The 21,336-nt window shown below is 68.6% G+C and carries 23 protein-coding genes and 1 riboswitch; of the genes, 9 read left to right on the forward strand and 14 right to left on the reverse strand.

All coding sequences use genetic code 11. The features are described 5' to 3' along the window. Positions 1-87: 87 nt before the first annotated feature. Positions 88-1,509, forward strand: coding sequence for an extracellular solute-binding protein (locus tag AB0J95_RS21475; RefSeq protein WP_364760280.1), 1,422 nt, complete (start codon positions 88-90; stop codon positions 1,507-1,509). After that, complete coding sequence (locus AB0J95_RS21480) at positions 1,506-3,533, forward strand: ABC transporter permease subunit (protein WP_364760283.1); 2,028 nt, start codon at positions 1,506-1,508, stop codon at positions 3,531-3,533. Before AB0J95_RS21475 ends, AB0J95_RS21480 begins: the two co-directional genes overlap by 4 nt. Before the next feature lie 214 nt (positions 3,534-3,747). On the opposite strand, the gene AB0J95_RS21485 is transcribed toward AB0J95_RS21480, so the two are convergent. Continuing rightward, positions 3,748-4,488, reverse strand: coding sequence for a ribonuclease activity regulator RraA (locus tag AB0J95_RS21485; RefSeq protein ID WP_364760286.1), 741 nt, complete (start codon positions 4,486-4,488; stop codon positions 3,748-3,750). Between the two features lie 291 nt (positions 4,489-4,779). Between AB0J95_RS21485 and AB0J95_RS21490 the strand changes: the two genes are divergently transcribed. Then, a complete protein-coding gene (locus AB0J95_RS21490) occupies positions 4,780-5,964 on the forward strand; it encodes an oxygenase MpaB family protein (protein ID WP_364760288.1) in 1,185 nt (394 codons plus the stop codon). Between the two features lie 109 nt (positions 5,965-6,073). After that, positions 6,074-6,140, reverse strand: a riboswitch (guanidine-III (ykkC-III) riboswitch). Positions 6,141-6,185: 45 nt separating this feature from the next. On the opposite strand, the gene AB0J95_RS21495 is transcribed toward AB0J95_RS21490, so the two are convergent. The 3 genes from AB0J95_RS21495 to AB0J95_RS21505 all read right to left on the reverse strand — a co-directional run bounded on the left by AB0J95_RS21495 (position 6,186) and on the right by AB0J95_RS21505 (position 9,621). Further along, positions 6,186-7,412: a cytochrome P450 gene (locus tag AB0J95_RS21495; RefSeq protein ID WP_364760291.1), complete on the reverse strand. Its 1,227-nt coding sequence runs from the start codon at positions 7,410-7,412 to the stop codon at positions 6,186-6,188. A gap of 93 nt (positions 7,413-7,505) precedes the next feature. Continuing rightward, complete coding sequence (locus AB0J95_RS21500) at positions 7,506-8,498, reverse strand: acyl-CoA dehydrogenase family protein (protein WP_364760294.1); 993 nt, start codon at positions 8,496-8,498, stop codon at positions 7,506-7,508. 82 nt (positions 8,499-8,580) lie between these two features. Further along, positions 8,581-9,621: an MBL fold metallo-hydrolase gene (locus tag AB0J95_RS21505; protein WP_364760297.1), complete on the reverse strand. Its 1,041-nt coding sequence runs from the start codon at positions 9,619-9,621 to the stop codon at positions 8,581-8,583. Between the two features lie 144 nt (positions 9,622-9,765). On the opposite strand from AB0J95_RS21505, the gene AB0J95_RS21510 reads away from it, so the two are divergent. Beyond that, the gene (locus AB0J95_RS21510; RefSeq protein ID WP_364760300.1) at positions 9,766-10,320 is read left to right on the forward strand and encodes a MarR family winged helix-turn-helix transcriptional regulator; all 555 of its coding nucleotides are present in this window, start codon (positions 9,766-9,768) and stop codon (positions 10,318-10,320) included. Between the two features lie 34 nt (positions 10,321-10,354). Here the strand turns inward: AB0J95_RS21510 and AB0J95_RS21515 are convergent, their stop codons facing one another. Beyond that, the gene (locus tag AB0J95_RS21515) at positions 10,355-10,729 is read right to left on the reverse strand and encodes a Na-translocating system protein MpsC family protein (RefSeq protein ID WP_364760303.1); all 375 of its coding nucleotides are present in this window, start codon (positions 10,727-10,729) and stop codon (positions 10,355-10,357) included. Positions 10,730-10,916: 187 nt separating this feature from the next. Here AB0J95_RS21515 and AB0J95_RS21520 point away from each other — a divergent pair, with 187 nt between their 5' ends. After that, positions 10,917-11,423, forward strand: a complete 507-nt coding sequence (locus AB0J95_RS21520) for a cysteine dioxygenase family protein (protein WP_364760306.1) — start codon at positions 10,917-10,919, stop codon at positions 11,421-11,423. Next, positions 11,420-11,863, forward strand: coding sequence for a rhodanese-like domain-containing protein (locus AB0J95_RS21525; protein ID WP_364760309.1), 444 nt, complete (start codon positions 11,420-11,422; stop codon positions 11,861-11,863). Before AB0J95_RS21520 ends, AB0J95_RS21525 begins: the two co-directional genes overlap by 4 nt. Here AB0J95_RS21525 and AB0J95_RS21530 read toward each other — a convergent pair. The 3 genes from AB0J95_RS21530 to AB0J95_RS21540 form a co-directional block, all read right to left on the reverse strand. After that, the gene (locus tag AB0J95_RS21530; protein WP_364760311.1) at positions 11,808-13,778 is read right to left on the reverse strand and encodes a glycosyl hydrolase family 28-related protein; all 1,971 of its coding nucleotides are present in this window, start codon (positions 13,776-13,778) and stop codon (positions 11,808-11,810) included. The genes AB0J95_RS21525 and AB0J95_RS21530 overlap by 56 nt on opposite strands. 129 nt (positions 13,779-13,907) lie before the next feature. Next, positions 13,908-14,120: a hypothetical protein gene (locus tag AB0J95_RS21535; protein WP_364760313.1), complete on the reverse strand. Its 213-nt coding sequence runs from the start codon at positions 14,118-14,120 to the stop codon at positions 13,908-13,910. Between the two features lie 99 nt (positions 14,121-14,219). Further along, on the reverse strand, positions 14,220-14,603 hold the full coding sequence (locus AB0J95_RS21540; protein WP_364760315.1) for a hypothetical protein: 384 nt from the start codon (positions 14,601-14,603) through the stop codon (positions 14,220-14,222). Positions 14,604-14,643: 40 nt separating this feature from the next. Here AB0J95_RS21540 and AB0J95_RS21545 point away from each other — a divergent pair, with 40 nt between their 5' ends. Continuing rightward, a complete protein-coding gene (locus AB0J95_RS21545) occupies positions 14,644-14,826 on the forward strand; it encodes a hypothetical protein (RefSeq protein ID WP_364760317.1) in 183 nt (60 codons plus the stop codon). 24 nt (positions 14,827-14,850) lie between these two features. Here the strand turns inward: AB0J95_RS21545 and AB0J95_RS21550 are convergent, their stop codons facing one another. The 3 genes from AB0J95_RS21550 to AB0J95_RS21560 form a co-directional block, all read right to left on the reverse strand. After that, positions 14,851-15,855: a S1 family peptidase gene (locus AB0J95_RS21550; RefSeq protein ID WP_364760319.1), complete on the reverse strand. Its 1,005-nt coding sequence runs from the start codon at positions 15,853-15,855 to the stop codon at positions 14,851-14,853. A 117-nt stretch (positions 15,856-15,972) separates the two neighbouring features. Next, positions 15,973-17,112: an aminotransferase class I/II-fold pyridoxal phosphate-dependent enzyme gene (locus AB0J95_RS21555; RefSeq protein ID WP_364760321.1), complete on the reverse strand. Its 1,140-nt coding sequence runs from the start codon at positions 17,110-17,112 to the stop codon at positions 15,973-15,975. Next, positions 17,109-17,573 (reverse strand): DinB family protein, encoded by a 465-nt coding sequence (locus AB0J95_RS21560; RefSeq protein WP_364760324.1) that lies wholly within the window; start codon positions 17,571-17,573, stop codon positions 17,109-17,111. The genes AB0J95_RS21555 and AB0J95_RS21560 overlap by 4 nt, the downstream gene beginning before the upstream one ends. Before the next feature lie 73 nt (positions 17,574-17,646). Between AB0J95_RS21560 and AB0J95_RS21565 the strand changes: the two genes are divergently transcribed. Further along, positions 17,647-18,162, forward strand: a complete 516-nt coding sequence (locus AB0J95_RS21565) for an ABATE domain-containing protein (protein WP_364760327.1) — start codon at positions 17,647-17,649, stop codon at positions 18,160-18,162. Here the strand turns inward: AB0J95_RS21565 and AB0J95_RS21570 are convergent. Then, positions 18,159-19,058, reverse strand: a complete 900-nt coding sequence (locus tag AB0J95_RS21570; protein WP_364760330.1) for a serine hydrolase — start codon at positions 19,056-19,058, stop codon at positions 18,159-18,161. The genes AB0J95_RS21565 and AB0J95_RS21570 overlap by 4 nt on opposite strands. Next, complete coding sequence (locus AB0J95_RS21575; RefSeq protein ID WP_364760332.1) at positions 19,058-19,927, reverse strand: LysR family transcriptional regulator; 870 nt, start codon at positions 19,925-19,927, stop codon at positions 19,058-19,060. The genes AB0J95_RS21570 and AB0J95_RS21575 overlap by 1 nt, the downstream gene beginning before the upstream one ends. 101 nt (positions 19,928-20,028) lie before the next feature. On the opposite strand from AB0J95_RS21575, the gene bla reads away from it, so the two are divergent. Further along, a complete protein-coding gene (gene bla / locus AB0J95_RS21580; RefSeq protein WP_364760335.1) occupies positions 20,029-20,925 on the forward strand; it encodes a class A beta-lactamase in 897 nt (298 codons plus the stop codon). 3 nt (positions 20,926-20,928) lie between these two features. Here the strand turns inward: bla and AB0J95_RS21585 are convergent, their stop codons facing one another. After that, the gene (locus tag AB0J95_RS21585) at positions 20,929-21,309 is read right to left on the reverse strand and encodes a helix-turn-helix domain-containing protein (RefSeq protein ID WP_364760338.1); all 381 of its coding nucleotides are present in this window, start codon (positions 21,307-21,309) and stop codon (positions 20,929-20,931) included. Positions 21,310-21,336 lie beyond the last annotated feature (27 nt).

A 21,336-nucleotide genomic window follows, 5' to 3' on the forward strand; every position in this document is an offset into this window, starting at 1 on the left:
CAGCGCGGCGCACGCCTCGCTGCCCCGCCGGTCGCAACGTCGCCCCGTCGGTACGCGTCCGCCCGGCCGGACGCGAGAGGAGTGGTCATGGCAGAGAAAACGGACTTATCGCGGCGCACCTTCCTCGGGATGAGCACGTTGGGCGTGCTCGGCCTCGCCGCGTGCGGGGGCGGCCCAGCCGCGCCACAAGTCGACGTCCAGGTGCCCAAGGCGCTGCTCGACCAGGCGGCCGGGCTGCGCGGCGGGTCGGTGGGCATGCTTTCGCAGAAGCTGTACTCGGAGGCCGCCAACAAGGCGCTGGACAAGTCGCTGCAGGCGTTCGCGCAGGCCACCGGCACCACCGTCCGCAACGACCTGGTCTCCGGCGACGCCGGCGACATGGTCGCCAAGATGGACGCCGAGGTGAAGGCGGGCACCAACCGCGATCTGGCCTTCGTGAGCGACCGGCGGTTCGTCGGACAGTTGCACAACCTCGGCAACCTCACCGACGTCACCGACGTGGTCGAGGAGATGCGCGCGCTCTACGGGGAGCCCGCGACGGAAGCCACCAACTACTGCGTGTTCGACGGGCGCTGGTTCGCCATCCCCTACCACTTCATCGCGACCGGGATGTACCTGCGCAAGGACTGGTACCAGGAGAAGGGCCTGCCGCTCAAGCCGTACTACACGTGGCAGGAGCTGCGCGACAACGCGTTGGAGGTCTCCGACCCGGGCAAGAAGCGCTTCGGCTGGGGGCTCACGGTGAACCGCTCGGGTGATGCCAACGGCTTCATCGCGAACGTCATCAACACCTACGGCGGGGCGATCGCGGACAACACCGGCCGCAAGGTGGTGTTCAACTCGCCGGAGACCGTCGCCGCGGTGGAGTTCATCGGCGACATCTACACCAACCCGAAGTACACGCCGATGCTGCCACCCGGGGTCGGCAGCTGGACCGACTCGAGCAACAACGAGAACTGGCTGGCCCAGATCCTGGGGCTGACGCTCAACCAGTTCAGCGTCTACGCCGACTCGAAGACCAAGAAGAACCCGGTCTACGCCAACACGCACCCGTTCAACGGCGCCACCGGACCGGCGCTCGACCGGCCGCTGGCCTACGGCGAGTCCAACTCGTTCGTCGTGTTCAAGGGGGCGAAGAACCCCGATCTGGCCAAGCTGGTGGCCAAGTTCATGGTCAGCGGGAGCGCACTGCTCGGTGTCGCGAAGGAAGCCCCGTGCCTGGTCAACCCCTCGTGGGACAAAGTGTGGGATTCCGACCCGTACTACACCAGCGGTGACCCGGCCTTCGCCGCGCTGCGGGAGCAGACCCGCGCGCAGCTCCCGATCACCACCAAGACCGGCTACTCGTTCCCGCAGACCCCGAGCCCCGGCGAACAGGCCGCCACCGCCGCCTACCTGCTGACCGACATGATGCAGTCGGTCATCCAGGGCACCCGGCCGGCCGACGCCGTTGCCTCGACCCACGCCCGGATCGTCCAGGTCTTCGAGCAGCAGGGCTACAAGCAGTGACCGTCCTGCGTCCGAAGACGGCACAGCCAACGCGGTCGGCGCCGGCCCGTCCGGCGCCGGGCGCGTCGTCCTCGCTCAGCAGGTCGCAGCGGCTGCTCGGCCGCGACTGGCGCCTCGCCGCGCTGTTCATCGGGCCGACGCTGGTGCTGGTCGCGGGCCTGATCCTGTACCCGATCGTCACCTCCATCCTGACCAGCGCCACGGAGCGGCACGGCGCGGAGACGGTCTTCGTCGGGCTGGACAACTACACCGCCCTGATCAACGACACCTTGTTCCACAAGGGCGTGCTCAACTCGTTCGTCTTCACCGCGTACGCCGAGATCTTCAAAGTGACCCTCGGCCTCATCGCGGCGATGATGCTGCACCACATGCGTCGCGGCCGGGCGATCCTCGCCGGGGTGATCCTGCTGCCGTGGGTGGTGCCGACAGTCGTCACGGCCTTCACCTGGCGGTCCCTGTTCGACCCGATCTTCGGCAGTGTCAACACCCTGCTCACCGGCTCCGGGATCGGGCCCGCCCTCGCCGGCATCGGGCTCGTCGACAAGTGGCCCGCGGAGTGGCTGTCGGATCCCGCGCTCGCGCTGCCGACGGTCATCCTGGTCAACGTCTGGAAGGGCGTCCCCTTCTTCACGGTGACGTTCCTGGCCGGGCTCAAGGCCATCGACAGCGGTCTCTACGAGGCGGCGATGGTGGACGGCGCCTCGCAGTGGCAGCGCTTCGTGCACATCACGCTGCCGGGGCTGCGCAACGTCATGATCGTGACGGTGCTGCTGTCGTCGATCTGGACGTTCAACAACTTCGACCTGATCTGGCTGATGACCCAGGGCGGACCTGGGGACGCCACCGCCCCGTACGTGATGGTGGCGTACTCGAAGGCCATCCAGCAGCTGCAGCTGGGCGCGGGCGCCGCGGTCACGCTGGTGATGCTGCCGGTCATCGGCGTCCTCGTGGCGATCCTCGTGCGGATGATGCGGCGCGGCGACCTGCCCCGCGCGGGCGACCTGGGTCGCAGGCGGTTGACCCCCGCCCAGCGCAGGGCACTGCCGTGGGTGATCGTCGTGGTCTCGGTGCTCGTGCTGGTCTGGGCGTCGCCGCACATCGTGTGGAAGGCCGCGCTCGTGCTGGGCGTGTTCGTGTTGCTCGCGGCCGCCGTTGGACGGGTCGTCTCCGTGCTCGCCGCGCGGGGCAACCGGCTGGCCGCACGCCTGGTCAGCGGCGCAGGCACCGGGGTCGCGCTCGTTGGTCTGCTGGGCTTCGTGCTCGCCCCGCTCTACTGGATGACGGTCACGGCCTTCAAGTCCGACGACCAGATCGTCGCGCGCACCAACGACCTCTGGCCGACCCCGTGGACCACCGAGCAGTTCACCAACCTGTTCTCGGGCAAGGAGTTCGGCACCTGGTACCTCAACACGGTCGTGGTGTCGGTGGCGTCCACCGTGATCGCTCTGATCTGCGCGGCACTGGCCGGCTATGCGTTGGCGCGGCTGAGGTTCCGGGGTTCGGAGAGCTTCACGGTGACGATCCTGCTCACCTACGTGATGCCGGGCGCGCTGCTGTTCATCCCGCTGTACCAGATGGTCAGCGGGATCGGGCTCAACGACTCGTTGTGGTCGCTCGTGCTGGCCTATCCCACGTTCACCCTGCCGTTCGCGACGTGGCTGCTCGTCGGCTACTTCAAGTCGATCCCGGCCGACCTCGAGGAGTCCGCGCTGGTCGATGGCTGCACGCGGTTCGGGGCGTTCCTCCGGATCGTGCTGCCGCTGGCCAAACCGGGCCTGCTCGCGGTCGCCCTGTTCACGCTCACCAACGCGTGGAACGAGTTCCTGTTCGCCTTCGTGTTCATCACCAAGGACGACTACAAGACGCTGCCGGTCGGCATGCAGTCGATGATCTTCGGTGACGTCGTGCCGCAGGGGCAGCTGGCCGCGGCCTCGCTGCTGATCAGCATCCCGGTGGTGCTCATGTACGGGTTCGGGCAACGGTTCCTGACCGAGGGTCTCACCGCCGGGGCCGTGAAGGGATGAGCGTGCCCAGCGAGACCCGGCTGCTGGAGCCATTCACCCGGGCGTGGATCGAGGACCCGATCCCGTGGCAGCTGAACGACCCGTGGCGTCAGCTGACGGCAGCGGCTCGACGACTACGCGCGGGAGCGCGGGATCGCGATGGCGCCGCACCTGGCGGCGTCGCCGATCGCGGCGATGGCGTGCGTGCACCTGGCCGCTACGACCGGCTGTGGAGTCAGGCCTTTTCCTGCTCAGCGCGCCACCGCTCGTACTCGGGCCGGGCCTCGTCCGACAGCGGGTAGTACAGCCGCAGGTCGCCGCCCTCGGCAAGCCGGATCCGGGAGAACTCCTCCCATTCCGCGTGTTCCTGAGCGACGGCCACCAGGGCGGGCGCGAGCTTGACCGGCACCACGACCGCCCCATCGTCGTCGGCCACGACGATGTCGCCCGGTTCGACGAGGGTGCCACCGCATGCCACCGGCACGTTGACGGCGGCCGGGACGATACCGGTCTGGGCGTGGAAGTTCGGTGTGGCGCCCCGGATCCACAGCCCGAGGCCGAGCTTCTTGGCCTCGCCGATGTCGCGCAGGCACCCGTCGACCACCACGCCGGCGCCGCCGCGGCCCTTGAAGTAGGTCAGCATCATCTCGCCGAACACACCGCTGCTCATGTCACCCCGCGCGTCGACGACGATCATGTCGCCCGGTTGGGTGTGGTACATGACGTGCCGGTGCAGCTGCTTTTCCGGCTCGGCGTACTCGTCGACGGGATAGAGGTCCTCCCGCTTCGGCAGGAACTGCAGCGTCAGCGCCGGCCCGGCCACGCGCACACCCGGGGTCACCGAAACCGGGCCGCGGATGAACGCGCTGCGGATACCCATGCGGCTGAGCTCGGCGCTGGCCGTTGCGCTGCCGATGGCCGCGAGGGCCACACTGAGCTCGGCTGGCGGGCGAACGATGTCGTGCGTCTCGACCACGTCGGTGGCTCCCTCGGGTCCGCGCTGACCGTGTAACCATCGGAGAGTTTCGTTGAGACCTCAAGCAGAGCCTAGCCGGGCGAACCCGCGTTCGCGATCGACCACACCTTCGGCCATCGTCGCCGGCACGAGCCGGCGGACCGATTCAGCTGCGAGGTTCCCTTGCCGACCATCGGTCCGGCTCGCTATGTTAATCAGAAATCTCGCGCCGGATGAGACCCGATCAGGCTGGTTTGCTGCTGATACCGACACATTTCGGCCACGCGCCGACCAAGAAAGTCAGGTAAGTGAATGAGCGATCTCAGCAGGAGGAATCTACTGTCGCTCGGCGTCGCGCTGGGCTTGGTGGGCGTGGCGGACACCGTCCCGGCCTGGGCATCGGCGGGAGCCAACCCGTGGTGGGTCTGGGATGACGACGTGGACCGGCTGGTGGCCGGACTGCTTGACAGCGGCCAGATCCCGGCGGTGAACACCGCGTTGCGATCGTGGGTGAACAACAACGACTCACTGCCCAGCGGCCTGCCGGCCAACCTCGCCAGTTATCTCAGTGGTGTCAACACATTGCCGTCCTGGGCCGATCGCGCGAAGCTGCGTCTGGCCGCGGACTTCAACCGGCGCAAGGACACCTACCTGTTCATGCTCTACGGCCTCGGCAGCGGGATCATGAGCACGGTGATCCCGCGCGAGTCCAAGTCGGTCTACTGGTCCGCGGGTGGCGCCAACATGCAGGACCGCGCGGCGAAGACGTTCACCTTCGGCTACGACCTGAGCGAGGCGGCCGCCTTCGAACCCACGGGCCAGTTCCTGGTCACCGCCAACAAAACCCGCCTCGTGCACGCCGCCGTACGCCACCTGCTGCCGCAGTCGCCGCACTGGCAGGCGGTCGCCGAGGAGCCGAACAAGATCCCGATCAGCAACGGCGACATCCTCGTCACGTTCCACAGCCTGGGCACCTACGTGCACCGGAAGCTCAAGGAATGGCGTGTCCCGATGACCGCCGCCGAAGAAGCCGCGTTCCTGCACATGTGGCAGGTCGCCATCCACATGCTCGGCGTGCGCGACGAGTTCATCCCCCAGACCTGGGCCGCCGCGGACACCCAGTCCGCGCAGGTGCTCACCCCCATCCTCGCGCCCACCTTCGAGGGCAGGGAGCTCGCCGAGGACCTGCTCGGCCTGACCGCGCAGGTCGACCTGGGCGTCACCCGCGGGTTCCTCAACGAGTTCGTCCGGTACGTGCTGAGCGACCAGGTGGGCGACTGGCTCAACCTGCGGCGCGACTACGCCGCCGCCGGGCTCATCCGCGTCGGCTGGCCCGCCTACATCGCGTTCCGGGAGGGACTGCTGCCCATCATGCCGGCCGGGTTCTACATGTTCGACCAGTTCATCCGCGCCCTCGCAATGCTGTTCCTCAACAAAGGCTCCTCCCCCACCACCACGCCGATCACCATCCCCACCGGAAACCGGCCCGGCGCCTGACCCGAAGTCCTCACCGTCCACACAGGACTGAGTGCTCCCTGCGTGATCTTCACTTCCGCAGGATGAAGCCCCATTGGAGGTTGATCACCGCGCAGCATGACGGGCTCCACCCACACCGTGTAGTCGCTGACCGGGTACGGCGTGCCACGTCCGGAACCCGCGTTCCGCGGGTCTGCACTCCATTCTGCATCACGTCGAGGGCTTTTGGCCGGTCAGATCGGTCACCCGGGCACGACCGGCAGGGACAGCGGGCCGTAGGTCAGAAACGATGGGCTGTAAGGGATGTCGTCGAGGGGGACGGCGGGCTTCAGGGCGGGCATGCGGGTGAACAGGGCCGCGAGGGCGATCCGGCCTTCGAGCCGGGCCAGTGGGGCGCCGACGCAGAAGTGGGCGCCGTGGCCGAACGCGAGGTGGCCGTTGAGCGGGCGGGTGCTGTCGAACCTGGTGATGTCGAACTCGGCGGCGTCGGGGCCGTGGTGGGACGGATCCGTTGCGGCGCCGCCGATGCACAACAGGAGGGCGTCGCCCGCCGCGATCGGTACCCCGGCGACGTCGGTGGTGGACAGGGCGTAGCGGAACATGTCGCCATAAACCGGCGGGGTGCGGCGGAGGGCCTCCTCGACAACGTCGCCCCACCGGTTGCCCTCGGCCGCCAGGACAAGCTGGGCGGGGTTGGCGAGCAGGCCGATGATGGCGTGGCCGAGCATGTGCACGGTGGTCTCGTGGCAGGCGATGATCAGCAGGAACAGGCAGTCCACCAGTTCCCGCGCGGTGAGCCGCTCGGCGTCCTGGCCGCGGACCATCGCGGAGGTCAGGTCGGTGCGGGGCGCGAGACGTTTGTGGTCGGCGAGAATGCTCAGGTAGGCAAGCATTTCCTGACGTGCGTCGTGGGTCTGCGCCGCGGTGCTGAGGTGGGAGAACAGGATCTCGGTCCACGCTCGCAGCCTGGGCAGGTCGGTCTCCGGGATGCCCAGCAGCTCGCAGACGACCGCGAGCGGCAGCTGCTCGGTGAACTCCGGCACGAGGTCGACCTCACCGGGATTCGCCTCAAGCGCATCGAGCAGGTTGCCGACGATCTCGACGATGCGGGGACGAAGGGCCGAGACGCGCGCTGGTGTGAACTCCCGGGACACCAACGCGCGCAACCGGAGGTGGTCCCGGCCGTCTTGGACAAGCATGTGTTCGCCGGACACCAACGGCAGGAACGGCCAGTCGCTGGGTACCTCGCCGTCACGCAACGCGGCCCAGTGCGAGGGGTGTTTGCCGAACCGGGTGTCGTCCCCGGCGAGCACTTCCCGCACCGCGGCGTGGGTGGTCACCGCCCACACCCGCACTCCCCCGGGTAACTCGACGGGCACAACCGGTCCGGCTGCGCGGAACCGTGCGTAGGTGTCGGGCAGGGACTCGTCGGCGGCGGGTAGACGGAAGACTGCAGTGCTGGCGGTCACGTCCTTATCCCACTCTCCACTCGGGACTCGTGATGAGACAACGGTAACCGAGTGGCCGCGCGCCCTGCAGTGATCGCGCTGGCAATGGCGTATTCAGGCCGTGAGCTCGCCCAGCAGCGATTCCTTGATCTGCGGCCGGCTGCCGGCGACCAGGGTGAACATCGCCTCGCGCACCAGCCGTTGCCCGTGCCCTCCAGTGAGAACGCCCGAGGCGCCCTCGGCGGCCACCAGCGCCCCGGCCGCGCGGTAGGCCAGCGCGGATGCCTCGGCCCTGGCGGGGTACAACGCTTCCAGGTCAGGCAAAGCGGCATCGAGCCGGACACGGATTCCATCGGCCTGAGCGGCAATCGCCTCAGCAGCCGCCGATTTACCGAGCGAGTCAATAAGGTTCGCGCAGCGCAACGCGAGCCCGATCGGCAGGCAGCCGTTCATCCGGGACCCGATCGCGCGGGACTGCCGGAACTCCTCGACCGGCACAGCGCTGACGATCCGCTCGTCGGGGACGAAGAGGCCGTCCAGGCGCAGGTGGACGGTCCGCGTTGCTTGTGCCGCAACGAGGTGGTACATGGAAGCGGTCAGTTCCGGCACGGTTCTGGTGTCCACCAGAGCGTTCACGATGACCTCACCGGTGTGCCCGGACAACTGGAGCACCTCGGTGATGCCCCAGCCGGACACGAACGGCCCGTCGCCGTCGAAAACCCAGCCGCCATCGGTCTTCCGGGCCCGCAGCCGCGGCGGATCAGTGAGCACACCGGCGAACGCCACACCCGCGCGGACCTTTCCGGATACCACGTCGTCGAAGAAACGTTCCCGCAACGGCAGATTCTCAGTGCCAGCGAGCCCCACCGCCACAGCGTGGTGCTGCATCCACACGAACGTCGTGGACAGGCACGCCCCGCCGAGGACTTCCAGCACCTGCACGGCCGCTTGCAGGTCCACGCCCGAGGTCAGCAGCCCGTAGAACCCGCTGTCGGCCAGGACCCGGAAGTGGCTCTCCGGCACCACGCCGCCGGTGTCGACCAGGCCGGCGTCCGGGAACAGCACCGTGTCGGCGATCCACTTCGCCCGTTCCACCACATCAGTCACCCGGCCAAGCATACTGGCGCAAGTAAGGCACGCCTAAGTCATTACCCGGGGCCGAGGCACGGAACCGGGCCAGCTGACCGGTCTACGGGTGGATGCCGAAGGGGCCGAGGACGCCCAGGTCGATGCGGGTGGACTCGACCATGGCGTGGGCGTTGTCGATCGTGAACACGTCCGCGCCTGCCAGCTTTCCGGTGTAGGCGGCGATCACCGGGGCGGCCGCGAGCCGGGCCGCTTCGTCCAGATAGGACTTGAAGACCGCCCAGGAGTTGCCCGCCGGCCCGTACTTCTGGAAGAACGGGGTGGGATCGAGCGTTTCGATCGCGGTTCTGGCGTGCGCCGCCAGGTCGTCCACGTAGTTCTTCTGCAGTGCGGCGTCCGCCCGGGTGCCGAGCCTGCCCAGGTGGCCGCCGACGAACGTCGTCCACGGGTAGCTCATGATCCGCTCGTGCGCCCGCACCCAGTTCTGGATCTCCTGCGACACCGCGAGACCCTTGAACGGGACCCAGCCGGGGAACAGCACGTCGATGACGAGCAGCGTCTGGTAGTCCGGCGCGTGGACGAAGATGTTGTCAGCGGTGTGGTTCGGGCCGTGGTGGGCCAGTTCCAGCCGCTCGCCGCCGACTCGCAGGGTGTGCCGATCGTGGAACGTCGTCGTCGGGAGCGGCCGGTTCGGGTCACGGTCGGTGCGCAGCAGCCGAGCGGTCTCCGCGTGAGCGATGCGTTCGACGGAGTTGCCGAAGATCCCGGCCGCGCCGATGTGGTCGGCGTGGGAGTGCGAGTACACGAGGTGGGTCACCGTACCCGGTCTGCCGTTGGCCTTCGTGACGTCGTTGATCGCCCGTAGGAGGTTCCGCCCGATGGTGGGCGGGGCGTCGACGAGCACCACGCCGGTCCGTGTGCTGAGCACCATCGCCTGGTAGCTGGAATCGGTGACCCAGTACAGGTTTCCCTTGATCCGGGCCACGTGGTAGCCGAAATCGTTGGGTTGCGGGCCGAATGCGGACGGCGGGATCGGCGCGTAGCCGGGCAGTGTATCGGCATGTGCCGGTCCTGCGAGGGCAACGGCGGGGATCGTCGTAGCGGTCGCCGCGAGGAAGGTTCGCCGCGTGGTGCCAGGTTTCATCACAGATCACTCCTGGGAATCAACTAGTTCAAGATTCAACAATCCGAATGATAGTTGCTTGCACAGGCAAGCTCAATACCCGCGCCAGACGATGTGAACAGCGTGTTGCCGCCGCTCTCAGCCGCATTGCTCTAGAGTGGCCTGGTGGCGCCGCATCGCCGGACGGTGAAAGAGCTTGCAGGCGCCAGTACGGGAAGGGCCGGTGTGATGCCGAAAAACCAGGGGCGCGAGCCCGGCCACACCGGGCCGACCACGGATCTCGACGCCACGATCGCGCGGCTGCACCGGGAAACCCCGCTATGGCAGGCATTCCTCTCGGTCCACCGGCATATCGTGGAGCGGCTGGCCGAGCAGATGCTGACCGATCACCGGCTCCCGCTCGACTGGTTCGACGTGCTTGTCCACCTCGCCGACGTGCCGGGCAGGCGACTGCGCCAGCGGGAGCTGCGCGACCGGCTGCTGCTCAGCGAGAGCGGCGTCTCCCGGCTGCTGGTGCGCATGGCCGAGGCCGGTTTTCTGGAGCGCACACCCGCCGATGACGATCGTCGTGGGGTGGCGGTGGCACTCACTGACCAGGGAGCGGCCGCGCTGGTCGCCGCCACCGGCTCACACCTCGAACTCGTCGCCGGACTGTTCACGGGCAAGCTCGACGCGACCGAGGTGGTCGCGTTGCAGCACATCCTGGCCAAGCTCGCCTGACCCAGCAGCTTGCGTGCGCAAGCATCGGCGGTGCCTAGGTATCGGGCTGGTCGAGGTCACCGAGCTCGGAGAAGACGAAGACGCGCACGGCGTGCCCGGTGTTGGGGTGGACCTGGGCGAGGTAGGCCGAGACGGGGCTGCCGACGATCTCCTCGATCGCCTCGAGGAACTCCGCCTTGGTCGCCTCGTGCAGGGCCTCGTGGTGCCGGACCACGGCGTCCAGGTGTCCCCGTTCGCTCAGCACGGCGTCGGCCACGGTCAGACTGTCCACAGACAACACGACGAGGCTGATCGGTTCGTCGTCGCTGACCGAGACCTTCACGTTGCGCGGCCCGCGCCCGTAGAACGACCGCTCCAGACTCGTGATCTTCTCGGCCACCGCGTTGCGCTGTGCTCTGGTTATCCGCACCCGGCCACCATATAGTGGCCTTTCGGGCTGTGCCGTTGGGAACGCGCGAGTGCGCGCGCGTGTCGCGGCGACACGGCTCGAGCGAGATGACAATCCGTGCTGGCCTGAGGCGACGGGATCACCCCGGCGGGTTCAGGACACCGCGGGTTCGAGCGAAAGGGCTTGTCTCGTGACGAAGGGTTCCATGGTGCCCGCACGGCGCCTCAGACACATTGTCGACGACATCGCCAACACCCCCGATATCTGGCTGCCCGAGGTCCGGTTCGACCTCTACGAACGTCACTGCGTCCGGTTGCGGCGCGACGACGAGTTCGAGGTGTGGCTGATCTGCTGGGACATCGGCCAGGACACTCTCCTGCACGACCACGGCGGCAGCGTCGGCGCGTTCTCCATCGCGCGCGGCTCCCTGGTCGAGGACTACGGCAGGATCGGCTCCCCCGCCCTGCACACCCGGCGGCACAACGCCGGGACGACCGTCGGGTTCGGCAAGAAGTACCTGCACAACCTGGTGAACGTGGGGATGGAACCGACCGTGTCCATCCACGCCTACTCCCCGCCGTTGCGCGTGATGAACTTCTACTGCTGGCTGCCGACCGGCACGCACCACCTGCGCGCCATCGAGTGCGACACCCCTGAACCGGACACCGCGGTTGTCGAGGCACAGGCCGGCGCCCTGCGCGCCGCCCAGCAGTGAACGCCATCTCCAGGCTGCTCGACCAGGCACGGGAACGGATCATCCGCTACTCCCCCGCCGAGGCAGCCGAAGCGTTGCGCCGTGGCGCGGTCCTGGTGGACCTGCGGCCGACCGAGTACCGGTGGCGGTTCGGGGAGATCCCCGGGGCCGTGCCGGTCTCCCGGCATGTGCTGGAGTGGCGGCTGGACGTGACAAGTCCCTGGCACCTCAAGGAGTTGCGGCACGGCGACGTCGACCAGGAGATCCTGTTGATCTGCAACGAGGGCTACACCTCCAGCCTGGCCGCCTACCAGGTGGCTGTCCACTTGGGACTGACCGGGCTCCGGGACGTGGCCGGCGGGGTGGCCGCCTGGCGCGCCGCCGGATACCCGGTCATGTCCCGGCTCACCACGCAGCCGGAGCGGGCGGCGGCACCACCGGAGGACGGTCGTCGCATGTGATCGTGTTGGGCAGCAGCCACGGCGCCAGCCAGCCGCCGTCGTTGCCGCCCTGATCGACCACGGAGAACTCCGAGCCGGTGGCGGGGAAGTGGAACGACCCGCAGTTGTTGACGCCGACCGCGCCGACGTTGCGGGCGTCCACGTTCTCGAAGGTGGCCGAGCCGGCCGAGCGCGCGCTCAGCACGGACGTGCCGGTGCCGTCCACCCGCAGGTCCTTGAAGTGCACGTTGGTGATCGAGTACAGGTCGCGCACGCCGAACTCGGACACCAGCATGAGCGCGTTGTAGGTGTTGTCCAGGAAGGAGTTGCCGGCGACCTGGATGTCCGCGTCGATCGACTTCTCCAGGGCGTAGATCCACAGCGCGCCCAGGCCGATGTTCCAGTTGAGCTCATAGGTTCCGGCGCGCACGGTGGTGTTGCCGGTGACCCAGACGTGCCCGGTGAACGCCTCGGCGCCGAACCGGGAGCCGAGCTGGATCGCGCTGCCCTCCCGGACCGGGTCGGCGACGAGGTTGTTCGAGATGGTGTTGTCGGTGCCGCCGTAGAGGGCGATTCCGTTGGCCAGCACCGGGGTCTGGATGGTGTTGTGGTCGAACGTGTTGCCCGCGTCGGCGGTCTTGTCCGACCACATCGCCAGGCCGTCGTCGCCGGTGTTGCGGATGAAGTTGCCGGCCACCAAGGAGTTCGTGACGCCAGTGTGGAAGTTGACGCCGTCGCCGATCTGGTCGGCGATGACGTTGCCGCGGATCGTGAGGTTGGTCATCGGGCCGTCCAGCCAGATACCGACCTTGGTCCGATGGATGTAGAGGCCTTCGATGCTGGAGTCGCTCAGGGCGCCGCCGATGCCGTTGACCTGGTCGTCGTCGATGCGTTCGCGAACGTCGCCCTCGATGGTGAACCCGTTGAGGTGGACGTTGCGGCTGCCGCCATCATTGATGTATTTGCCGTAGAAGCCGACGCCGGTGTGGATGGACTTGTCCGGCAACGGTTTCGGCAGTGTGACCTGGTGGCCCTTGATGATCGTGTGCCAGCTGCCGGCGCCGACGATGGTCACGTTGTCCACCAGGATGTGCCGGTTGACCTGGTAGGTGCCCGGCGGAATGTAGACCTTGAGGCCGGTGAGCCTGGCGAAGGCGATCGCGGTGTCGAACGCGTCGGCGGACTCGCGGCGGCCGGTCGGGTCGGCGCCGAACCACTGCACGTTCATGGCGAGGTGCTCGACGTGCGGGCCGGCCACGCGCTGGGTGTCGATCAGGTCGATCACGGTCCAGGGCGCGTTGCCCGCGGTGAGCCGGATGGTGTCACCAGCGCGGTAGGTGCGGTCCAGCTTGAGGCGTTGCTCGTCGTAGAAGTGGCTGGGGCGGAAGGGTTTCGGGAACGCCGGGGCGGGTGTGGTGGCGGCCGGGACGCAGGAGCACTCGGTGACCCACCAGTCGGGGTGCAGCAGTTCGGCGTTGGGGTCGTTGGTGAACGGGTACTGGTTGTAGAGCCACGCGTACTGCGAGGTGAGGGTCATGGTGGCTGTGCGTTTGCCGTTGACCGCCACGTCGAGGGGCGATGTGATTCCGCCGCCGTTCGGGGCGTCGGGCAGGCTGTAGCGGACGGTGATCGCGTTGGCCGCGCTGGGCAGCGTGAACTCGACGTACTGGCCCGGCGTCAGCTTGACGGCTTTGCGGCCGGACGCCTCGCCGGCCAGGGTGTAGGCGGTGCGGTCAGGGCCGATCGCGATGCCGGTGGTGGCGGCGTTCTCGGCTTCCTGCTCGGCGAACTCGACGTTCGCGCCCCGGCCCGCGACGAGGGCGGGATCCAGGGCCGCGCGGGTGACCACCGGCGCCTTCGGGGCCGCGGTCGCGGACGCTGTCACCAGGGAGAGACCGGTCGTCACCGCCGCCACGACCGCCAACCACCGCTTCATCGGGCGTCTCTTTCTCTCGGGCCACAGGGTGAAGCGACCTTAGGCCGCCATCACCGATCGAACAAGATGCTGTGCTACTTATTCGACCATTCGCCCTAGAGTTGCGTATTCTTGCCAGATGTTTGCAGACTAGGAGTCGTCCTGACGCCGGATCAGCTGCCGGACGAGGTAACAGCCGACAAGGAACAGACACTGGTGGGCCGTGGGCGTGGGCCCGGACAGCACGGCGTCCCAGCCCACCAGCAGAAGCAGCCCGTGGACGCCGATCACGATGTACGCACCGCGCAGCGCCCACACCAGCACAGGCGGCCATTTCGGCCGCTCGATCTCGCGTTGACCCACTGGACTTCCCGTCGCTCCCCCGCCGGATGACGGGCGTGCTGCAAAAAGGAGCACATACCCCGGTTGGCGACGGGTCAAACGGGTGTCCACATCGGACTGTCAGTGCAGCAGCGCGTCGGGCACCGGCAGGTCAAGGGCCACAAGGAAGCGAGACGTCTTGATCTCGATGTAGGCCGCGCCGGCGTCCTCGCCCGCTTTGGCCCGGTCCAGCGGTTCGGCAAGGTACTCCGCGATCTTCCGCCGCTTGTCGTCGATCCCCTCGGCGCTGTCCCGCGTCCTCGCCCACCACTGGACGAGCCCGTCGGCCGCCTCCTCGGCGGTGTCGCCGAGGTGCACCACGCCGTCCGGCGCGGGGCCGTAGGTGATCGTCGCGGTGTCCTGGACATCCACTTTCAGCCACGGATCCGCCGAGTCCGGCCGGGTGTCCCGGTCCACGGACGTCCAGGTCCCGTTCTCGTACAACAGCGTCCCGGAGAAGGCCATGCCTCCGGCTACCCCGTTCGCGCCTTGGAAAACGCCCTGTTTGCCCAGGTCGCAGGGCAAGGGTCTGGGCGTGATGCTCGTGCCGGGCTTCGGGTTCGGCGACCGCAGCCTCGCGTTGCGCCAGCACGGGTCTCCCGCCGTCCTCATCTTTCACGGCGTGGCAGCCGCGGCCGGCGGGATGGGCACGGCTCAGGCCGCCTGCTGGGGGTGCCAGGCGGCCTGAGCCGGTAGGGATGAACCCGGAGGTTCAGGAGGCCAGCGTCAGGCCGTAGGCCTGCAGCTCCAGGGTGAGCGGGTAGAAGTAGCTCGTCACTGTGTCACCACCGGACAGGGTGCCCAGTCCGATGCTGCCGTCGTAGGCGGGACCGCCGGAGTCGCCGTGGTCGGTGTGCGCGGTGGTGCCGAACTCATGGTTGAGCACGCCCACGTCGAAGTTCACCGACTGGTCGACCGAGGTCACCTCACCGCTGCCGCCACCGGTGGTGGAGCCCATCTTCTGGATCCGCTCGCCGACGAACGGCTCACCGGCGGTGGTGATCCGCTGGCCGGTGTTGATCTCGCCGGGTCCGGTGCCGTTGGGCCGGGTGAGCAGACCGGAGTCGGCGTCCGGGCAGTCGCTCTCGACGACCTTGGCGCCGGACACGTCGCCGCCCGCCCAGGTGCCGCCGAGGTTGGTGCAGTGCCCCGCGGTCAGCAGGAACGGCTGGCCGCCGCGGGTGACGTTGAAGCCGAGAGAACAGCGGCCCTGGTTGTTCTGGATGGCGTCACCACCGGCGATGTGCAATTCCAGTTTGCCGGTCTTGTGTTCGACACGGACCTGGTCGCCGTATTTCGCGGCGGCCGTGTTCACGGTGTCCACAGTGGACTTGCTGGCCGCCGAGTAAATCGTGACGACGACCTGGTTGGTCCGGGTGTCGATACCCCACGCGGTCTGTGGCACATTCCGCACGGTGTCCAGCGCGTTCTTGACGCCGGTGAGCGCGGTGAGGCTGTACTTCACCTTCTTGGCGGTCAGTCCGGCCGCCTTGACTTTGTCCGCGGCGTTGTCGTCGAGCACGTTCACGACGGCTTTGCCGTTGTCCAGGTGGATTCCGCCGTTGCCCATCAGCGTGCCGGCGACCTGACGCGCCTGGTCAAGGGCGGTTTGCTGCTGCCGGGCGAACGCCGCGGGATCGGCCGACGCGTCCGGGACGAACAGCGCGGCGACCGCCGCGGCAACGGTGGCCACGGCGAGGGTGTTTCGCAGGGTCATAAGGTTCCTCGAAGTTTTGGTGCAGGGCTGAAGCAGTCCGCTACCGGGCAGACACCTTCAGTGAACTCACCCCTACCCTTGATCCGAATGGCCCCCACGACTACCGCCGAAAGTAGGTTACTTGGTCACCAAGTCGGACGTATCGGCCCATTCGAGACATTCCTGGAGCCGGTCGAGGATTTCCCGCAAAATGTCCGGACTGGTCGCCAGGTTTAGCCGCACGAAATCCTGGGTATTCACCTCGGTTGGCGCGCTGAATTCCGCGCCGGGGCTGAGTTTCACCTTTGCCCGGCGCTCGACGGTGCCCGCGTCCACACCCAGCCGGAGCCAGGCCAGGTAGGTGGCCTCGGGCGGGTGGAACGAGCCGGACGCCCACTCGGTGACCATCCGCCGGTTGCCGGTCAGCTGGTTCAGCAGTCCCGCCAGCCACGCATCGCCCTCCCGCCAGGCCGCGACGGTCGCGACCCGGCCGAGGATGCTCGGCTGGCCGAAGATGTCGAGCGGGGCCGCGTCGAGCTTCGCCTTGAGGTGATCCGGTCCGATGTGTGCGACCGCGCACCGCATGGCGGCAAGGTTGAACGCCTTGGTCGCCGAGGTCGCGGTGACCGTGCGGCGGGCGACGTCCGGGCCCAGCGAGGCGAACGGAGTGTGCACGAAGGACGGATAGGTCAGGTCGGCGTGGATCTCGTCGGTGAGCACCACCATGTCCCCGGCGCCGGCCAACGCCTCCAGCTCGGCGCGCGTGAACACGCGTCCGGTCGGGTTGTGCGGGTTGACCAGGACCAGCAACCGGCAGTCCCGCAGGCCGGATGTGTCGAAGCCCCAACGACTTCCGGTGTCGACCATCGGGATCGGGACGACACGGCGACCGGCGCGGACGATGCTGGCCAGGAACGGCGGGTAGGTCGGCACGTGGATGGCGACGCCGTCGCCGGGTTCGGTGGTGGTCTCGATCATCACCTGCAGGATCTGGATCAGGTCGGTGAACACCCGCGTGCGGCCTTCCGTTGGCGCCCAACCGAACCGCGTCGCCATCCGGTCCTGGAACGCGGTGACGACCGGGTCCTCGCCGGTCCAGAACGGGTAGCCCAGATCGCCGCGTTCGATCACCTCGAGCATCCGGTCGCGGACCACGGGCGGGATGCCGAAGTCCATGTCCGCGACCCACGCGCCGAGGGTGTCCGGCGGCAGCGATCCCCATTTCACGCCGAACCCGGAGCGCAGCCGGTCCGGGTCGACCCGGTCGAACGGGCTCACCGGGACTCCGCCAGCAACACGTCGCGCATGATCTCCATCTGGCCATGGTGTTGCGCCAGTTCCTCGTAGACGTGCAGCAGCACCACCCCGCGATCCAGCCGGATATCCGGCCCACCGAACTCCGGCGGTGGAAACCCATGCAGCGGCGCCTCAAGGTCCACTTCGGACACATCGGTGTGCAGGAGCGCCTCGACTTCCCTTGCGTGGCCCACTAACTCGTCCACCGGTCCATGCGCCTCGAACTCGGCGCCGCGGTCGCGGTCGACCGGGCGGCCCGCGACCAGCCAGCCGACCCAATAGGTCACGACACCGAGGCAGTGGTGCAGCACCGCGTACGGACTGTTCGCACCCTCAAGCGCGGGACGCCGGTTGGCCAGGTCGTCGCCGAGGCCGGTGACGATCTCGATCATGCCGTTGAGGGCGCGGCCGGTGAAGTACAGGTAGTGCTCGCGGGTGATCACGTCAGCCTTCCGTCACCTACTTAGTGGGTGACTCAGCTTGAGCCGAAGCCACGTCACCTGTCAAGATGGTGACGTGAAGTTCGCGTTCGTCAGCGGCAACCTCGCCCTCGACCTGGCCGGCACCCTCAAGTGGCGCCGCGACTCCCCCGAGGAACTGCTGGCCACCCCCGACGACCTCGCCGACTGGACGGTCGCCGCCGGAGTCCTCACCAACCGCCCCGACGTCACCGCGACTGACCTCACCGCGATGCTCGACCTACGCGAAGCGGTCTACCGCCTGGTCACCACCACCGCCCACCCCGGCGACCTCGACCTGCTCAACACCCACGCCGCCGGCCCGGCGCCGACCGTGTGCGTGACCGAGAACTCCGTGACCCGCAAGGGAAGCGTGGCCTCGGTCGGCTGGGCGGTCGCGTGGGCACTGGCCGACCTGCGCACCGAACGCCCGACCGTGCGCGAGTGTCAACGCCCGGAGTGCACGCGGATCTTCGTCGACCGCTCCCGCACCGCGAACCGCCGCTGGTGCGGCATGCAGGAGTGCGGAAACCGCTTCAAAGCCGCCGCCTACCGCGCCCGCAAGGTCAACTAGCTACGCAGGGCGTCGCGGAGGGTGCGGGCGACGTGGGACATCAGGGCTTCCGCGCCGGGCTGGACCGCGGCGGGCACGTGGGACTCGGTGAGGGCGGTGATGGCGAAGGTCTGGCCGTCGTCGTGTTCGACCACGCCGATCTCGTGGCGGAGGTTGAGCAGTGTTCCGGTTTTGGAGGACCAGCGGGTCGAGTCGGACATGAAGTCGGGGGCGAGGCGATGCCGCAGGATGTTCTCCCCCATCAGCCGACGCACCTCCGCGGCGACGGGAGCCTGGATCGAAGTCGGGCGCCATACGGCCTGCAGCAGATCCGTGAATGCGCGGGCGGACCCGGCGTTGGCGCGGCTGATGTCCAGTTGTGGCACGGGGTGGCCGCGGCCCGCGGTTCCGGCGGTGATCGCCAGGGTGTGCGCGAGGTGGGCTTCGGCGCGGGGGAATCGTTCCGCGGGGGTGTCGACGAGGTCGGCCATGAGGTGGCGCACTGCGATGCCGTCGTGGCCGAGTCTGCGCAGTTCGGCGCCGACCTCGGTGGGTGGGGTGAGGCCGAAGAGGGTGTCGGCGGCGATGTTGTCGCTCATCGAGGTGCTGAGGTAGAGCAGGTCCGCGAGCGCGATCGTGGCGGGGTGGCGGAACTTGGTCAGACCGATCGGGCCGGGGACGGTGCTCCTGCCGGGTGCCACAGTCATCGGAGTGGCGGGGTCGAGTTCGCCGCGGGCGATGCGTTCCAGGGTGGCGATAGCGAGCGGCACCTTCACCAGCGAGGCCACCGGATAGTCGGTGTCGGCGTCGATGCCCAGTTCGTCGCCGGTGTCGAGGTCGCGGACGAGGAACGAGCCGCGCAGGCCCGCGTCGTCGAGTGCCTGGCGGGCCTCGCGGATGACCTTGGTCGTGCCCATCACACCGCCCCGAGGCAACGCGCGATCAGCTCGGGCGGCAGGGATCGGATCCGGGAGCCGTCCTCGGGTGAGCGGGCGGCGATGTCATAACCGCGGGCGAGATCCAGTTCGCCGATCGGCCGCCAGTGCAGGCCCAGCTCGTCGGCCTGGGCCGGTGAGCAGAGCAGCAGGTCGGTCGAGGCGAGCACGTCGGCGGTGGCCGCGATCAGCGAATCGGCGACGACGACCTGAGCGGGTTGCAGGCCGACGGCGTGCCCGAGGCGCCGCACGCGGTCGCGGATGTGCGGAACGTCGTCCTCGGCCTGGATCAGCACCCGGCGCCGGCGAGCGGCCCGCTCGGCCCGGCTCGCCCGCAGGGTCTCCACGTAGATCGCCGCTCCCGGGTCATCGCGTCCGGCGAGGCCGACCGGCACGCGCCAGGTGCTCTCATCGGGCGGGACGGCGACGATCGCGGCCCGGACCTCCAGGGTGCGGGCCAGTTCGGCGCGCCGGTCGGGTCCGGCTGGGCGTGGGTCGAGGGTGACCTCGTGGGCGCGAGCCTCGGCGACGAGCCGGGCCAGCGGGCGGGCCCCGCAGATCTCCGGCACGGCCAGCCGGAACGGGCGCAGCCTGGCCTGTTCCGCGTCGTGGTCCATCTCCTCGGCCAGCTCGACCAGCCGCCGCGCCGAGGGCAGCATCTCGCGGCCGAACTCGGTCAGCCGAACCGTCCGCGAGGACCGGGTCAGCAGCTGCCCGCCGAAATGCTTCTCCAGCGCGGCGATGCGCCGGCTGGCCACGGACTGCGGGATGCGGGCGGCCGCCGCGCCGCCGGTGAAGCTGCCGTGCCCGCTCACGGCGACGAACGCCTTGCAGGCCGCGATCACGTCCACCTGATCACCTTATATGCCGGATCGGCATCAATCCGTTCGTTCATGTCTTCGACAGCATCCGGCGGCTCCTGCGAGGCTCGTAGTCGATCAAGGAGGGGATCATGACCACTTCTCGCCGTAGCCTGCTCCGGGCGCTCGCGCTGCTGCCTTTGGCAGGGTGCGCCACCACCGAACGGCCTGCGGAGCGGGTGACCAGCGCACCGCCATCGACCACTCGGCCGCCCGAGCGGGATGAGCACCTGCTCGGCCTGGAGCAGAAGTTCGACGCGCGCCTGGGTGTCTACGCCGTCGGCGCTGGTCCCGCCATCACACATCGGGCGGACGAGCGGTTCGCGTTCTGCTCGACGTTCAAGGGCCTCGCGACGGCGGCCGTGCTGTCCCGCAACCCGATGGCGCACCTGGACACCATCATCAAGTACACCCAGGCCGACCTGATGAAGAGCTCCACCATCACCAAGGACCATGTGGCCACGGGCATGACGCTGCGGGACCTGTGTGATGCCGCGGTCCGCTACAGCGACGGCACCGCGGGCAACCTCCTGCTGCGCGACGTCGGCGGCCCGGCCGAGCTGACGGCCTACCTGCGTGGCCTCGGCGACGAGGTGACGCGGATGGACCGGATCGAACCCGACCTCACCTCCGCCATCCCCGGCGACGCCCGGGACACGACCACACCGCGGGCGATCGGCGCGGTCTACCAGCGAATCGTGCTGGGCGACGCCCTCCCGGGCGACAAGCGTGACGTCCTCCGCGACCTGATGGAGCGCACAGTCACTGGCGCCAAACGGATCCGCGCCGGTGTGCCGCGAGGATGGCGAGTTGCTGACAAGACCGGCACGGGCGATTACGGCACGGCCAACGACATCGCCGTGGTGTGGCCGCCGAACGCCGCTCCGCTGACCATCGCGATCATGTCGAGCCGGTCCACTGTGGACGCGAAGTACGACGAGGCCCTGATCGCCGAAGCGGCCGCCTACGTCGTGCGAACCCTCACCTGAGGCTCATGCGGTCTTGGCGTCGGCGCGTGCCTGCGCGGCGAGGATGTCGGGCATCCGGGCCTGCAGCAGGCCGATCAGTTCGAGGGCTTTGCCGGCGATCTCGCTGCCGACCGGGGTGAGGCTGTACTCGACGTGCAGCTTGTTGGTGGTCTGGACGTCGCGGTGGACCAGGCCGTCGCGTTCGAGCGCCTGCAGGGCCTGGGCGAGCATCTTCTGGCTGACGCCCTCGACCCGGCGGGCGAGCGCGTTGAACCGCAGCGGCCCGTCGGCCAGCGCGCCCAGCGCGAGCATCCCCCACCGCCCGGTGACGTGCTCCAACGTGGGACGGGACGGGCAGCTGCTCACGAAGACGTCGTACTCGACGTCCAGGTCCTCACTCTCCACGCTACTACGATACCCAACTCACACCGG

Source organism: Actinocrispum sp. NPDC049592, assembly GCF_040675465.1.
Lineage (GTDB): Bacteria > Actinomycetota > Actinomycetes > Mycobacteriales > Pseudonocardiaceae > Kibdelosporangium.